This is a genomic window from Nocardia sp. NBC_00511 (assembly GCF_045161165.1).
Taxonomy (GTDB): Bacteria; Actinomycetota; Actinomycetes; order Mycobacteriales; family Mycobacteriaceae; genus Nocardia.
Genome location: NZ_CP107849.1, coordinates 4,273,312 through 4,286,627, shown reverse-complemented (window position 1 = coordinate 4,286,627; position 13,316 = coordinate 4,273,312). Strand labels below are relative to the sequence as shown.

The following is a 13,316-nucleotide window of genomic DNA, read 5'->3' as shown; positions in this document are numbered from 1 at the left end:
GACGACTCCTAGTGGAACTCATTCTTGCCAACATCTGTTGGCCAACGTCTGTTGATAAGAACGATACGACCGGGTCGCAGCTATGTCAACGGTTGTTGGCCAACGAATGTTGGCAGATGATTCGCGCCGGTCGCGACCGGGGTCGCCGTCAGTGCGCGGCGCGCGCGATGAGGGAGTCGAACACTGCGGCCGTGCTACTGCCTGGTTCCGCGCAGTAGACGATCATGCGCAGATCGGAGTCGGAGATGTGCAGCACCTGGCATTCGAAATCCAGCTGCCCCAGCTCGGGATGCTCGATGTGTTTGCGGTGCGTGCGGCGCACCGAGACATCGTGTGTCGCCCACATGGCGGCGAAACGCGGTGCGGTGCCCAGCAATTCGGTGACCAGCTCGGCCAGTGCCGGATGGCCGGGATAGCGGGCGCAGGCGGCGCGCAGGTCGGCGACGGTGGAGCGGGCGAACTCCTGGGTCTCGCCGTCCGCCCACTGCGGATGGTAGGCCGCGGTGCGGAACATCCACCGGACCATATTGCGCTCGCGGCGCGGCATCGAGTCGAGGTCGCCGATGAACGGGACCGCCGACTGGTTCCAGGCCAGGATCTCGTAGGTCGCGTCGACCACGTAGGCGGGCGTGGTGAGGGCGTCGAGAATGGTCCGAACCGCCTGCGGCACCGTGTGATTCGGCCCGGTCACTGCGGGTGCGCTGTCCCCGGCCATCCGGAACAGGTAGGCGCGCTCGTCGGTGGTCAGCAGCAGCGCGCGAGCCAGCGCGGCGAGGACCTGCCGCGACGGCTTCGCCCCGCGCGCCTGCTCCATCCGGATGTAGTAGTCGACCGAAATGCCCGCCAGCTGGGCGACTTCCTGACGGCGCAGCCCGGGGGTGCGGCGGTTGAGCCCATCGGGCAGCCCGACCTCGACGGGGGTCAGCCGGGCTCGCCGGGAGCGCAGAAAGGCCGCGAATTCGTTCCTGTCGGGCATGCCCTCCAGTGTGGACCGCCGGACGCGAACCCGGGTGGTACAAACTGGTCCTCCCACCGGAACCTTCGCGGCGCGAAGCTCATCCCATGACGACAGCACTCATCACCGGGGCCAACAAGGGAATCGGCTTCGAGACGGCCCGACAGCTCGCCGCACGCGGCATGACCGTGCTGCTGGCAGCCCGCGATCCGCGGCTCGGCCAGGTGGCGGCGGACAAACTCCGGGCCGATGGCGCGGACGTGCGTTTCATCCAACTCGACGTGACCGACGCGGAATCGATCGCGGCCGCCGCCGCCCGCGTCGACACCGAATTCGGCACGTTGGACGTGCTGATCAACAATGCCGCCATCACCGGCGGTCTCGAAGGCGACGGCAAGCCGTCCTCGGGAACCGTGGAGATGCTGCGAAAGGTGTACGAAACCAACGTCTTCGGGCTGTTCGCCGTCACCAATGCCCTACTGCCACTGCTGCGGCGCGCCCCGGCCGCGCGAATCGTGAACGTCTCCAGCGAAGTCGGCTCCCTGACCATGCGCACCGACCCGAACAGTCCCATGCGCGGGATGATCGGGGCGATTCCGTACGGCTCGTCCAAGACGGCGGTCAACATGGTGACCGTCCTCTACGCCCTCGAACTGGAGGACACCCCGATCAAGGTGAACGCCGCCAACCCCGGCTACACCGACACAGACCTCAACGGCCACACCGGATTCCGGACGGTCGAACAGGGTGCGTACCCCAGCGTGTACCTGGCGACCCTGCCCGACGACGGTCCGTCGGGGGAGCACTGGGGTTATCTCTGGGGCGGCGAGCAGGAGTACGGCCGCATCGACTGGTGAGTGCCCGTCGACCGAGCTCAGGGGGTGGAGTCGATCCGGGTGCGCAGGCCCTCGGCGAACGTGCGTGCCGCCTCCAGGTCGGTGGCGTTCGGGTGACCCTTGCGGACTCCGCCGACGATCATCAGCGGCAGGAAGGTGTCGTACCCGTAGCAGGAGAAGGTGTCGACGATCTCGAAACCCTTCTGCTCGAGGGATTCTGTGAAGTTGTGCTGGTAGCGGCGGAACGGAGGTTCGGGGAAGCCGCTGGTGTTGAAGACGAATGCCTTGGCGCGCTGTCCCTCGGGGAGCGAAGCGACGAACTCTCGCAGCTCTCGGTAGAAGTCCATATTGCGGACCCCCGAGCCGAATCCCACGAAATCGTAGGAGGCGAGCCCGGCCGCGTCGATCTCCGCGGGGTCGACGACCTGCGCGCCCAGTACCCCGCCGATCACATCGGCGATCTTCCTGGTGTTGCCGTGGGACGTCGACTTGCACACGATGATGGTCTTCATATCAGCACTCCTTGATTCCCCGAGTTCATGGTGGTGATGATCGAAGCCTACTGAGGCGAGTGCTGACGTAGTCGGATTGTGATGGGGCGCACGGGTCGCCGAAGCGGCTGTGGCGTCCGGCTTTTCGCTACCCGTCGTGGTGCCACATGTCGCCGGTGTCGCGCTGGCAGCGGGGGTGCCACCATTCGTGCATCTGCCGGCAGTGGTGGTCGAACCACCAGTCGGCGTGGGCCGGGGTGACCACCGCGGCCGGTGCCGGGGCGGGCTGGGCGTCGGCCAGTCCGGCGGTGAGTATCGGGGCGGTGATCAGGGCGGTGATCAGCAGTATTCGGGCGAGTTTCCTCGGCATATCGATCACTTCTCGTATGGTGTTGGGCATCAATACGATCCACGTGATCAGCCCCCGGCCCTGATCGTTGGACCGTGCAGCCTCAGTGAACGCTGCGTAGGTGACGATCGATAGGCCGGTGCCGTTTCTTCTGCGTATCTTCAGCTCATCTTCAGGATTCGGCCGCAACGCGCCTTTCGTGCAGCAGTAGAAGTGCGTATGCCGCAACGGATTGCGCGTCGACGATGGCGCCGTCGGTGAGCATGGTCTCCAGTTCGGCGCGGGTGAACCAGGCCGAGCGCATGTCCTGTTCCTCGGGTTCGCGTTCGTGCGGGCCCTCGGTCAGGTCGGTGGCCAGCACGATGTGGCCGTAGTGGGTGGAGGTCGCGGGGGCGGGGGCGATGCGGCCCAGGGCGAGCAGGTGGGCGGCGCGCAGACCGGTTTCCTCGCGCAGTTCCTGTCGCGCCACCTCGATCGGGTCCACGGATCCGGCGACCGAGCCGCCCGGAAATTCCCAGCAGCGGCGGGCAAGTGGATACCGGTACTGCTCGACCAGGTGGAAGCGTTCGCCGTCCTGCGGGATCACGATCGCGAAGTCGGATTTCTCCACCACCGCGTACAGCGCGTCCTCACCGTCGGCGCGTCGAATCACGTCCTCCCGGACCGAGATCCACCGATTCGAGTACAGCTGGCGCGAGCTCACCGTTTCCATCCCCCGATCCTGCCCGACCGGGGTCGGTTTCAGGCGCGGCGGGCGGTTACCGAGGCGGCGGCGGTGATGGTGGCGGTGGCCAGATCGTGCAGGCGGGTCGCGGACAGGTTGGTGTCGGGGCAGGCGACCAGGGAGGCGATGACGGTGCCGTCGGCGGCGAAGATCGGGGCCGCGATGGAGACCACGGCATTGTGCTCGCCGAGTTCGTCGGGCAGATAGTCGATGGTGATCAGCTCGGTGATCATGGCGCTGAGGCGGTGTCGCAGCGGATCGGTGACGGGGGAGTGGCGCAGCGTGGCCAGCGCCTCGAGCATGGGCGCGGATTCGTCGGCGAGGCGTTCCACCGAGTAGCCGCGCTCGGCGATGGCGTCCAGGACCGCGGCCAGGCGCGGGCGATGCGCCGGATCGGCGGCGGCCAGCCAGGCGTCGCGCTCGGATCGCGGTGCCCAGGCGACGAATTCGCGGGCGACCGGCGGTGCGAAGGGCATGCGGCGGGCCGGGCGGATCCACGGCACCGACGGGCTGCCGATCACCTCGGTGATGACGATGGCGTCGCGTTCGCGCTCGGCCAGGAACACCGGCACCCGGTGGGTGGTGGACAGTTCGCGCAGCGCGCCCAGGGCGAGTCGCCGCAGCGGGAACGCGAATTCGGCGCGCCGGGCCACCGTCAGCAGGCCCAGTCCCAGCCCGTAGTTGCCCTCGGTGTCACGCACGGTCCAGCCGTCGGCGGTGAGCTGGGTGAGCACGGCGTGCGCGGTGGCGCGGGACATGCCGGTGGCCCGCACGATGCGGGCGAGGGAGAGCTGTTCACCCGGGTGCCGCGACAGCAGTTCGATGGCCTGCACCACGCGGTGGGTCGGCGGTGAGGCCGCCGTGCCCGCACCGGCCGCCGCGGGGTCGGTTCCGGGCTCGGAAGCTGCTGGGGCGGTGGTGGATTCAGGCAAGTCGATCCCTGCTGCGTTCGGGTCCGGCGGTACCGGAGGTCGGGGAGATCGTATCGGGCGTCCCGCTGAGTGGGCGTGGGCGGCAAGGCAATCGGCGCGCGGGTATTGACCGTGCCCGGACTCCGACCTAATGTCGGTGTCACATTATCGAACAATAGCGTCGAATATTCGACACCGCAACCCCTCGGGTAGCGCAGTGGCGGATGACGCGGCGAGTGAGTTGAGAGATGCGCACGGGATACGAGCTGTCGCACCTGAACGCCCTGGAGGCGGAATCGGTGCACATCATCCGGGAGGTGGCGGCCACCTTCGAGCGGCCGGTGCTGCTGTTCTCCGGAGGCAAGGACTCGGCGGTGATGCTGGAGCTGGCGCGACGCGCGTTCTGGCCCGCACCGCTGCCGTTCGCCCTGCTGCACATCGACACCGGGCGGAACTTCGACGAGGTCATCGAATTCCGGGATCGCACCGCCGCCCGGCTGGGGGCACAGCTGCTGGTCGGCAGCGTGCAGGACGACATCGACGCGGGCCGGGTCACCGAACGACCGGGCGAGACCCGCAACCGATTGCAGACCACCACGCTGCTGCGCACCATTCGCGAGGGCCGCTACGACGCGGTGTTCGGCGGGGCGCGCCGCGACGAGGAGAAGGCGCGCGCCAAGGAGCGGGTGTTCAGCTTCCGTGACGAATACGGCGCCTGGGAGCCGCGCGCGCAGCGGCCCGAGGTGTGGAACCTCTACAACGGACGCCACCGCAAGGCTGAGCATATCCGGGTGTTCCCGCTGTCGAACTGGACCGAACTCGATATCTGGGAGTACATCGGGCAGGCCGAGGTGGAGCTGCCGTCGCTGTACTACGCGCACCGCCGCACCGTCGTCGAGCGAGACGGAATGCTGCTGGCGGACAACCGATTCCTGACCTTCGGACCGGGCGAGAAGCGCTTCGAGACGAGCGTGCGCTTCCGCACCCTCGGCGACGCCGACTGCACCGGCTGCGTCGAATCCGACGCCACCAACCCGACCGAGGTGATCGCCGAGACCGCGGTCACCCGCCTGACCGAGCGCGGCGCCACCCGCGCCGACGACCGAATCTCCGAGTCCGGCATGGAAGATCGCAAGCGAGAGGGCTACTTCTGATGCGCCGCAACCTTTTGCGCCTGGCCACCGCCGGCAGCGTCGACGACGGCAAGTCCACCCTGATCGGGCGGCTGCTGTTCGATTCCAAGAGCCTGTTCACCGATCAGCTCGATGCCATCGAGCGTGCCAGCCTCAGCCGCGGCAGTGACGGGCCCGACCTGTCGCTGGTCACCGACGGACTGCGCGCCGAACGCGAACAGGGCATCACCATCGATGTCGCGTATCGCTACTTCACCACTCCGCGAAGGAAATTCATCATCGCGGACACCCCGGGGCATGTGCAGTACACGCGCAACATGGTGACCGGCGCGTCCACCGCGGACCTGGCGCTGATCCTGGTGGACGCCCGCAAGGGCGTCTCCGAGCAGACGCGGCGGCACGCCTTCCTGTCCTCGCTGCTGGGCGTCGGGCACCTGGTGCTGTGCGTGAACAAGATGGATCTGGTCGACTGGTCCGAGCAGCGGTTCGAGGAAATCCGTTCGGAATTCGCGGATTTCGCGACCAAGCTGGATGTCGGCGACCTGAGTTTCATCCCGCTCTCGGCCCTGCACGGCGACAATGTGGTGGACTCCTCCGAGCACACCGCCGACTGGTATCCGGGCCCGCCGCTGCTGCGGCACCTCGAGGAGGTGCACGTCGCCTCCGACCGCAACCTCATCGACAACCGGCTGCCCGTGCAGTACGTGATCCGGCCGCACGGTGAGACCCAGCGCAGCTACGCGGGCACTGTCGCGGGCGGCATCTTCAAGCCGGGCGACGAAGTGGTGGTGCTGCCCTCGGGGCGGATCAGCCATGTCGCGCAGATCTGGGGTCCCGGCGGCGGCAAGGTGGACGAGGCGTTCTCCGGCATGGCCGTCTCGCTGACCCTCGACGACGAAATCGATATCGGCCGTGGCGATATGCTCGCGCGGCCCGGCAACCAGCCGCACTCCGATCGTGAACTCGACGCCATGGTGTGCTGGTTCTCCGACGACACGCAGCTGCGGCAGGGCAGCGAATACTCCATTCGCACCGCCGCGCAGACCTCCAAGGTCGAGGTCGCCGAACTGGACTACCGGCTCGACATCAATACCCTGCACCGGCAGACCGATTCGGAAGCGCTGGGGCTCAACGACATCGGGCGCATCACGCTCAAGAGTCGGCAGCCGCTGCTGTTCGACCCGTACCGGGAGAACCGCACCACCGGCAGCTTCATCCTCGTCGACGACGCCACCAACCAGACCGTCGCGGCGGGCATGATCACCGGACGCTCCACGGGCGCACCGCGGGTCGAGACCCGTGCTTCGAATGTGGTGTGGCACAGCTCGGCCGTGGAACGCGGGCGGCGGCTCAGCACCGGCGCGACCGTGTGGCTGACCGGGCTCTCGGGCTCCGGGAAGTCCACCATCGCAGTGGAATTGGAGCGGCAGCTGATCGAATCCGGGCAGCCCGCCTACCTGCTCGACGGCGACAATCTGCGGCACGGGCTCAATCGCAACCTCGGCTTCACCGATGAGGACCGGCGCGAGAACATCCGCCGGGTCTCCGAGGTCGCCGCGCTGTTCGCCGACGCGGGCGTGATCGCCATCGTCTCGCTGATCAGCCCGTTCCGCGCCGAACGGCGGGAAGCGCGAAAACTTCACGAGGGCAGGCACTTGCCGTTCCGTGAGGTCTTCGTCGACACTCCGCTCGAAGAGTGCGAACTGCGCGACCCGAAGGGGCTCTACAAGCGGGCCCGCTCCGGCGAACTGCCCGAATTCACCGGCATCTCCTCGCCGTACGAGCGGCCCGAGTTCGCCGACCTGACCATCATCCCCTCGGACGGGACGCCGTCCGAGATCGCCCATCGAATTCGAGTAGAACTAGGGATCGCTGACAGCTGATGAATCAACCAGACATCGAGCAGGCCGAAATACCGCTCACCGATCCGTTTATCGCGGCGGTGACCGAGGCCGAGAAGCTCATCGCCGCAGCGGATTTCATCCGTGACCCGCACGACCTGGCCGAAGGCTACGACTACTTGCAGGGCAGTATCGCCGCGGTGCTGCAACTGTCGCGGGCGCACGGCACCTCGCACCCGTATTTCGTGACCTCCACCGGGCCGTACACCAAGATGGGTCTCGACAACCCGGACACGCTGTACCTGCACGCCACCGTCGAGCCGACGGCCGAGTACCTGCTCACCGGCGTGCGCGGCAGCACCACGGACCTGAGCTTCCAGGTGCTCAAGGGTGACTACACCGCCACCGACGTGCCCAACGGGGACGACGCCTTCGACGATCGGCGTTTGCAGATCGCCGAGGACGGCAGCTATCAGCTGAGATTCGGTCCGCCGAAGGAGAATCCGGAGCCGAACTACTTCGTGCTCGGCGAGGGCGCGTCCATGCTCGCCGTGCGCGAGGTTTACAGCGACTGGGATGCCGAACGCAAGGGTTCGATCCGCATCGAGCGGGTCGACACCATCGGCACCGCGCCCACCGAGGCCGGCGTCGACCAGCTGCGCAAGCGCTACCGGGCCGCCGGGCGGATGCTGCTGACCCGGGTGCACACCTGGTTCAACTTCCCCAAGTGGTTCTACCTGAACCTGCCGGTCAACACGCTCACCGAACCCCGGCTCACCCCGGGCGGATTGAGCACCCAGTACTCCTCGGTCGGGCACTTCGAGCTCGAGGACGATCAGGCGCTGATCATCACGGTGCCGAAATCCGATGCGCCGTACCAGGGCTTCCAGCTGGGCAGCCGGTGGTATGTGTCGCTGGACTACGTCAACCACCAGACCAGCCTCAATCACGCGCAGGCGCAGGTGGATCCGGACGGTTTGATCCGCATGGTGGTGTCGGCTCGCAATCCGGGCGTCGCCAACTGGGTCGAGACCACCGGGCGCAAACTCGGCATTCTGCAGTTCCGCTGGCAGCGGGTGGGGCGGGCCATCACGCCCGCGGACGGGCCCTCGATCGAGCTGGTGCCGTTCGACAAGGTGGCCGAACGGCTGCCGCACCACGAATTGAATCGGATCGACGAGGCCGGCTGGCGGGAGCGCATCGCGGCTCGTCAGCGCGCCTTCGCGGGAAGGATGCTCGGATGAGCGAGAACAACACTCGACTGAAGACCGGGCTGCTCGCGGGCAAGGTTGTCGTGGTCAGCGGGATCGGGCCGGGACTCGGCCGATCCATCGCGCTGGAGGCCGCGGCGGCCGGGGCCAATGTGGTGCTGGCGGCGCGGACGGAATCGCGGTTGAAGGAGGTGGCCGCGGAGATCGAGGCGGAGGGTGGAGCCGAAACGCTCTGCGTGCCTGCCGATATCACCGACGAGGCCACGGTGGCCAACCTGGTGGAGCGGACGGTCGCGACCTTCGGGCGCGTGGACGCGCTGGTGAACAATGCGTTCAAGGTGCCGTCCATGAAGCCGCTCGCCCGCACCGACTACGAGCAGATCCGCGAGAGCGTGGATCTGACCGTGCTCGGAAACCTGCGCATGACACAGGCTTTCGCGGACTCGCTGGCCGAGACCAAGGGCTCGGTGGTGATGGTCAACTCGATGGTGCTGCGGCACAGCGAGCCTCGCTACGGCAGCTACAAGATCGCCAAGGCCGCCCTGCTCGCCATGTCGCAGACGTTGGCGACGGAGCTGGGGGAGAAGGGGATTCGCGTCAACAGCGTGCTCCCCGGCTATATCTGGACCGACCAGCTGAAGTGGTACTTCGGGGAGATCGCCAAGAAGTACGGCATCACCGAGGAGCAGGTGTATCAGCAGACGGCGATGAAGTCCGACCTCAAGCGGCTGCCGCTGCCCGACGAGATCGCGCAGACCATCGTCTTCCTGACCTCGCCGTGGGCCAATGCCATCACCGGGCAGACCATCGACGTCAACTGCGGCGAATACCACGTCTGAGCTAGGAGTTTCCACCACCATGACCGGACGCACCAACGTCGGCACCATCGAAGACCTGCACCACTCGGCCGCGAAAGTCACCGGGCTCACCGACTTCGGCTCCGACGACTACCTCGACGCCCTCGGCGTACTGCTCGAGTCGTATCAGCGCGACGCCGGGCTCACCGAGCTCGGCTCCAAGATGAGCCGGTACTTCCTGCGCGGGGCGCTCGTCGCCCGCGCGCTGAGCGAAGCCTCGTTCAAGGCCAACCCGAGCTACACCGAAACCCGGGTCACCAGGCCGATTTTCGTGACCGGGCTGCCGCGCACCGGCACCACCGCGCTGCACCGACTGCTCGCGGCCGACCCGCAGCACCAGGCCCTGGAAATGTGGCTGGCGGACTTCCCGCAGCCGCGCCCGCCGCGCGACACCTGGGCCGACAACCCGGTGTATCAGGCCGTGGACGCCGGGTTCGCGCAGCACCGGGTCGAGAATCCGGAATACATGGGGCTGCACTACATGACGGCCGCCGAGCCCGAAGAGTGCTGGCAGCTCATGCGGCAGACGGTGAAGTCGATTTCCTACGAGTCGCTGGCGTATCTGCCGACTTACTCGCAGTGGCTGCGCAAGCAGGACTGGACCGACGCCTACACGCGGCATCGGATGAACCTGCAATTGATCGGGCTCGGGGATGACCGGAGTTGGGTGTTGAAGAACCCCAGCCATCTGTTCGCGCTGGACGCTCTGATGGCGGTCTACCCGGACGCGCTGATCATCCAGACCCACCGTGACCCGGTGACCATCGTCGGCTCCTCGTGCAGCCTGTCCGAGGCGACCACGAAGGGCTGGTCCACCACCTTCGTCGGCGACAAGATCGGCGAATCCCAGCTCGAGCTGTGGTCGCGTGGTCTGCGCGAATTCACCGCCGCGCGTGCGAAATACAACCCCGCCCAGTTCCTCGACATCCAGTTCGACGAACTGCGCGCGGACCCGTTCGCCACGCTGGAGAAGATCTACAGCACCTTCGGCCTCGAGTACACCGACGGGGCCCGCGCGGCCGCGAAGGCGCTCGACGAGGAGAGCAAGTCCGGCGACCGCAAACCGGCACACCGGTACTCGCTGGCCGACTACGGGCTCACCGAAGACCAGGTCCGGGCCGAATTCGCCTGACACCACCCGCTTCGCCCGGAGTGTGCCCTCCGTGTGAAAAGCCCGGGCCCCGAGTCGCATTCGACTCGGGGCCCGGGTGCGTTCCGGCCCCCGAATTGCGTTCGGTCGACAGCGAACGATGAAATTCTCCGACGGCCGCCGTCGATACTGAGGACCGCGCGGCCGGTTGCCGGCAGCGCGACGGATCAGAATCTAGGAGCACCATGCGCACGATCACCGCAGGACTGTTCATCTCCCTCGACGGTGTCGTCGCGGAACCCCAGGACTGGCACTTCCCGTACTTCAACGACGAGATGGGCGAGGCCGTCGGCGCCCAGTTGGCCACCGCCGACACCCTGCTGATGGGCCGCCGCACCTACGAAACCTTCGCCGCCGCATGGCCTGGACGGGAACATGTCAGCGGTGAGGAAGGCGTGATGGCGAAGTCGCTCGGCGACGCCCGCAAAATCGTTGTCTCACAACGGCGGCTGAAATTCGGCTGGCGCAATTCCGAACAGCTGCAAGGGGATCTGGTCGCGGGGGTCACCGCGCTCAAGAACGAGCCCGGCGAAACACCGATCGGCATGAGCGGATCACCGTCCATCGTGCGCCAACTCCTCGAAGCCGGGCTGATCGACGAAATGCATCTGCTGGTCCACCCGATCGCGTTGCAGCACGGGTTTCGACTATTCGACGAAGGCAATCCGATTGCGCTGGAGCTGCTCTCGGCCACGCCGTTCAAAACCGGTGTCGTGCACCTGGTTTATGGGCCCGGAGAGCTGCGTGATCCGCTCGGGTACGACGAGGCACGCGGGCACCTGTCCTAGTGGAGGGCCCAGTGTTTGAAAAGCGTTGTATCACAATTTAATTCGATTCACCTGTTGCGAATGCGGGAGTAGAATTGGGGAATGATCCGGGGAGGGGAATCACGCGAAGCGGCTGCCGCAGACCATGTGGCAGCGCTCTCCAATGACGTGGATTTCCTGGCCGAGGACAACCTCGATCCGATGTCGGATGCCGAGGTCGTGAAGCTGTTGCAGGAGATGGAATCGTGCTCGCGCCGGATGGCCGCGGTGCAGCATCGGGTGCTCAATCAGATCGAGATGCGTGGCATTCCCGCGCAATCCGGCCTGAAGTCGATGCCCCGCTTTCTTGAACACACGCTGCACCTCGGTGCCGCCGACGCTCGCGCACGCTGCCGTGCCGCAACCCTGCTGGGACCTCGGGAACTTCCCGGTCAGACACTGCCGCCCTGGCTGCCGTGGACGGCAGCGGCGCAGTCGGTCGGGCTGGTGTCTGCTGAGCATGCTCGGGTGATCGGTCGGATCATGGACCGGCTGCCGGTGAAACTCGATGTCGAACAACGGGAAACGGTCGAATTCCAGTTGGCCGAGTTCGCCACGAACACCACTCCGGATGATCTGCCGAAGATCGGTGACCGGATCCTGGCTTACCTCGACCCGGACGGCAGCCTCACCGAGGACGAGGACCGCCAGCGTGGCCGTGGCGTCACGCTCGGCAAGCGGCGCGTGGATGGGATGTCCCCGCTGAGCGGTGAAATCACTGCGACACTTCGCGAGTTGCTCGAGCCGGTCCTGGCCAAACTCGCCCGCCCCGGCATGTGCAATCCTGCCGACCCGGAAAGCCCGTGGGCTCCAGAGCATGTCGACCGCGATGTCCTCGATGCTGCCGCAAATCGCGACCGCCGTTCGACGGCGCAACGCAATCATGATGCGCTGGTAGCATTCCTACGTCCGGAACGCGGCCCCGCCAACCTCGGCGAGCATCGGGGCCGGATTCACCATTCGCGGGCAGAACAGGCTGGATCGCCCCACCACCGCTGGATCCGATTGGTATCCCGAAGGTCAACACCCGCCATCATGTGGGTGAGTTGGCCGTGGCCACCCTCACCGACCTGCGCGGCCGCAACGCCCATCACGGCCGGAGACGGGCAAGACCGCCTCGCGAATAGCATTCGCGGAGGCGAGGCAGAGGGGCTGCCGCCGACGGATCGCCCACCACAGCTGGCGACCAACAGAGCCGCCCGCGAATCAGCATGCGCCGATTGCCCCGCCGAATATCAGCGGCGATCCTGGCGTCCCCCCATCGTGACCGCGGTGATCGCTGCAACCCGTCCCGACCGCAACATCCCGGAACATCCAGCCTCCCATGGCCTTTGCCGCAACACATGCCCCACCACCCACACAACTCCCGGTAGTATGAGGTGACATGATTCTGGATGGGGGACACCATGTCATCGAACAGCCACGAAGAAGCCAATGACCCACGCGCCCACTGGCGCCACCTACCCCCCGAACCCACCCCCTCCGTCGAGGAAACCCACATCGACGGAAGCTCGTCGAGCTACACGGTGCCCTCCGTGGATCCGACCCAAGACTTCATTCGCCTCTACAGCTGACGGCACCGTACCGATGTGGGGCAGGTCAGGCTCTGCTCCCACACCGATGAACCTGCTAGATGCAGAAGGTTGGCGCACCGGCAGGGAAGCAGCCATGTTGCTCCTGTGAGCCCGTGCCCTGTGAGCCGGTGGACGGAAGTCCGGCGATCGGTTGTGGCAGTTGGACGTCCGTTGTGGGCGAAGGGGTGTTCAAAGGGATATCGGCGATGGCCGAACTGGTTCCGAGCATCAGCAGGGCCGCGCTGGCGACAATCGTTCCCGCGGCCAACCGTTTGACAGACAACATGCAACTCCTTCTCCGAGTGATATCGCCTCGACAGTAAGCGCTCGTAAGGGTCCTGGCAGGACGCGAATTATGTTGCCCCCCAAGGCTATGTGTTGTCGTGAACTGTCTCCTGATCGTCGCGGATAGTCCCACCGGAATGTCGGAACGTGTGAGAGGACAGCGATGTATTCGGGAGTGCTCTCGACGTCTTCG

The 13,316-nt window shown here is 66.4% G+C and carries 13 protein-coding genes; 8 read left to right on the top strand and 5 right to left on the bottom strand.

The annotated features are described in order from the left end of the window. Positions 1-148 precede the first annotated feature (148 nt). Positions 149-976: a helix-turn-helix transcriptional regulator gene (locus OG300_RS20200; protein WP_405498203.1), complete on the bottom strand. Its 828-nt coding sequence runs from the start codon at positions 974-976 to the stop codon at positions 149-151. A gap of 86 nt (positions 977-1,062) precedes the next feature. Between OG300_RS20200 and OG300_RS20195 the strand changes: the two genes are divergently transcribed. Continuing rightward, positions 1,063-1,812, top strand: a complete 750-nt coding sequence (locus OG300_RS20195; protein ID WP_405498202.1) for an SDR family oxidoreductase — start codon at positions 1,063-1,065, stop codon at positions 1,810-1,812. Positions 1,813-1,829: 17 nt separating this feature from the next. Here the strand turns inward: OG300_RS20195 and OG300_RS20190 are convergent, their stop codons facing one another. The 4 genes from OG300_RS20190 to OG300_RS20175 form a co-directional block, all read right to left on the bottom strand. Beyond that, on the bottom strand, positions 1,830-2,303 hold the full coding sequence (locus OG300_RS20190; RefSeq protein WP_405498200.1) for a flavodoxin family protein: 474 nt from the start codon (positions 2,301-2,303) through the stop codon (positions 1,830-1,832). A gap of 127 nt (positions 2,304-2,430) precedes the next feature. Next, on the bottom strand, positions 2,431-2,682 hold the full coding sequence (locus tag OG300_RS20185; RefSeq protein WP_405498198.1) for a hypothetical protein: 252 nt from the start codon (positions 2,680-2,682) through the stop codon (positions 2,431-2,433). Positions 2,683-2,803: 121 nt separating this feature from the next. Next, positions 2,804-3,343 carry an NUDIX domain-containing protein gene (locus OG300_RS20180; RefSeq protein ID WP_405498196.1) on the bottom strand — a complete coding sequence of 180 codons (540 nt, stop codon included), beginning with the start codon at positions 3,341-3,343 and terminating at the stop codon, positions 2,804-2,806. 29 nt (positions 3,344-3,372) lie between these two features. Then, complete coding sequence (locus tag OG300_RS20175) at positions 3,373-4,287, bottom strand: helix-turn-helix domain-containing protein (RefSeq protein ID WP_405498194.1); 915 nt, start codon at positions 4,285-4,287, stop codon at positions 3,373-3,375. Between the two features lie 227 nt (positions 4,288-4,514). Here OG300_RS20175 and cysD point away from each other — a divergent pair, with 227 nt between their 5' ends. The 7 genes from cysD to OG300_RS20140 all read left to right on the top strand — a co-directional run bounded on the left by cysD (position 4,515) and on the right by OG300_RS20140 (position 12,647). Beyond that, complete coding sequence (cysD, locus tag OG300_RS20170; protein ID WP_405498192.1) at positions 4,515-5,420, top strand: sulfate adenylyltransferase subunit CysD; 906 nt, start codon at positions 4,515-4,517, stop codon at positions 5,418-5,420. Continuing rightward, on the top strand, positions 5,420-7,282 hold the full coding sequence (cysC, locus tag OG300_RS20165; protein ID WP_405498190.1) for an adenylyl-sulfate kinase: 1,863 nt from the start codon (positions 5,420-5,422) through the stop codon (positions 7,280-7,282). The genes cysD and cysC overlap by 1 nt, the downstream gene beginning before the upstream one ends. After that, positions 7,282-8,484 (top strand): hypothetical protein, encoded by a 1,203-nt coding sequence (locus OG300_RS20160; protein WP_405498188.1) that lies wholly within the window; start codon positions 7,282-7,284, stop codon positions 8,482-8,484. The genes cysC and OG300_RS20160 overlap by 1 nt, the downstream gene beginning before the upstream one ends. Further along, a complete protein-coding gene (locus tag OG300_RS20155; RefSeq protein WP_405498186.1) occupies positions 8,481-9,290 on the top strand; it encodes an SDR family oxidoreductase in 810 nt (269 codons plus the stop codon). The genes OG300_RS20160 and OG300_RS20155 overlap by 4 nt, the downstream gene beginning before the upstream one ends. 19 nt (positions 9,291-9,309) lie before the next feature. Next, entirely contained in the window at positions 9,310-10,440 is a 1,131-nt protein-coding gene (locus OG300_RS20150) for a sulfotransferase family protein (RefSeq protein WP_405498184.1), read from the top strand. 203 nt (positions 10,441-10,643) lie between these two features. After that, positions 10,644-11,246, top strand: a complete 603-nt coding sequence (locus tag OG300_RS20145; protein ID WP_405498182.1) for a dihydrofolate reductase family protein — start codon at positions 10,644-10,646, stop codon at positions 11,244-11,246. An 81-nt stretch (positions 11,247-11,327) separates the two neighbouring features. Further along, the gene (locus OG300_RS20140) at positions 11,328-12,647 is read left to right on the top strand and encodes a DUF222 domain-containing protein (RefSeq protein ID WP_405498180.1); all 1,320 of its coding nucleotides are present in this window, start codon (positions 11,328-11,330) and stop codon (positions 12,645-12,647) included. The last annotated feature ends 669 nt before the right edge of the window (positions 12,648-13,316 follow it).

Coding starts and splice junctions, on each gene's coding strand:
- OG300_RS20150 (WP_405498184.1), top strand. CDS start 9,310: ATGACCGGACGCACCAACGTCGGCACCATCGAAGACCTGCACCACTCG.
- cysD (WP_405498192.1), top strand. CDS start 4,515: ATGCGCACGGGATACGAGCTGTCGCACCTGAACGCCCTGGAGGCGGAA.
- OG300_RS20145 (WP_405498182.1), top strand. CDS start 10,644: ATGCGCACGATCACCGCAGGACTGTTCATCTCCCTCGACGGTGTCGTC.
- OG300_RS20185 (WP_405498198.1), bottom strand. CDS start 2,682: ATGCCCAACACCATACGAGAAGTGATCGATATGCCGAGGAAACTCGCC.
- cysC (WP_405498190.1), top strand. CDS start 5,420: ATGCGCCGCAACCTTTTGCGCCTGGCCACCGCCGGCAGCGTCGACGAC.
- OG300_RS20200 (WP_405498203.1), bottom strand. CDS start 976: ATGCCCGACAGGAACGAATTCGCGGCCTTTCTGCGCTCCCGGCGAGCC.
- OG300_RS20160 (WP_405498188.1), top strand. CDS start 7,282: ATGAATCAACCAGACATCGAGCAGGCCGAAATACCGCTCACCGATCCG.
- OG300_RS20140 (WP_405498180.1), top strand. CDS start 11,328: ATGATCCGGGGAGGGGAATCACGCGAAGCGGCTGCCGCAGACCATGTG.
- OG300_RS20155 (WP_405498186.1), top strand. CDS start 8,481: ATGAGCGAGAACAACACTCGACTGAAGACCGGGCTGCTCGCGGGCAAG.
- OG300_RS20180 (WP_405498196.1), bottom strand. CDS start 3,343: ATGGAAACGGTGAGCTCGCGCCAGCTGTACTCGAATCGGTGGATCTCG.
- OG300_RS20195 (WP_405498202.1), top strand. CDS start 1,063: ATGACGACAGCACTCATCACCGGGGCCAACAAGGGAATCGGCTTCGAG.
- OG300_RS20190 (WP_405498200.1), bottom strand. CDS start 2,303: ATGAAGACCATCATCGTGTGCAAGTCGACGTCCCACGGCAACACCAGG.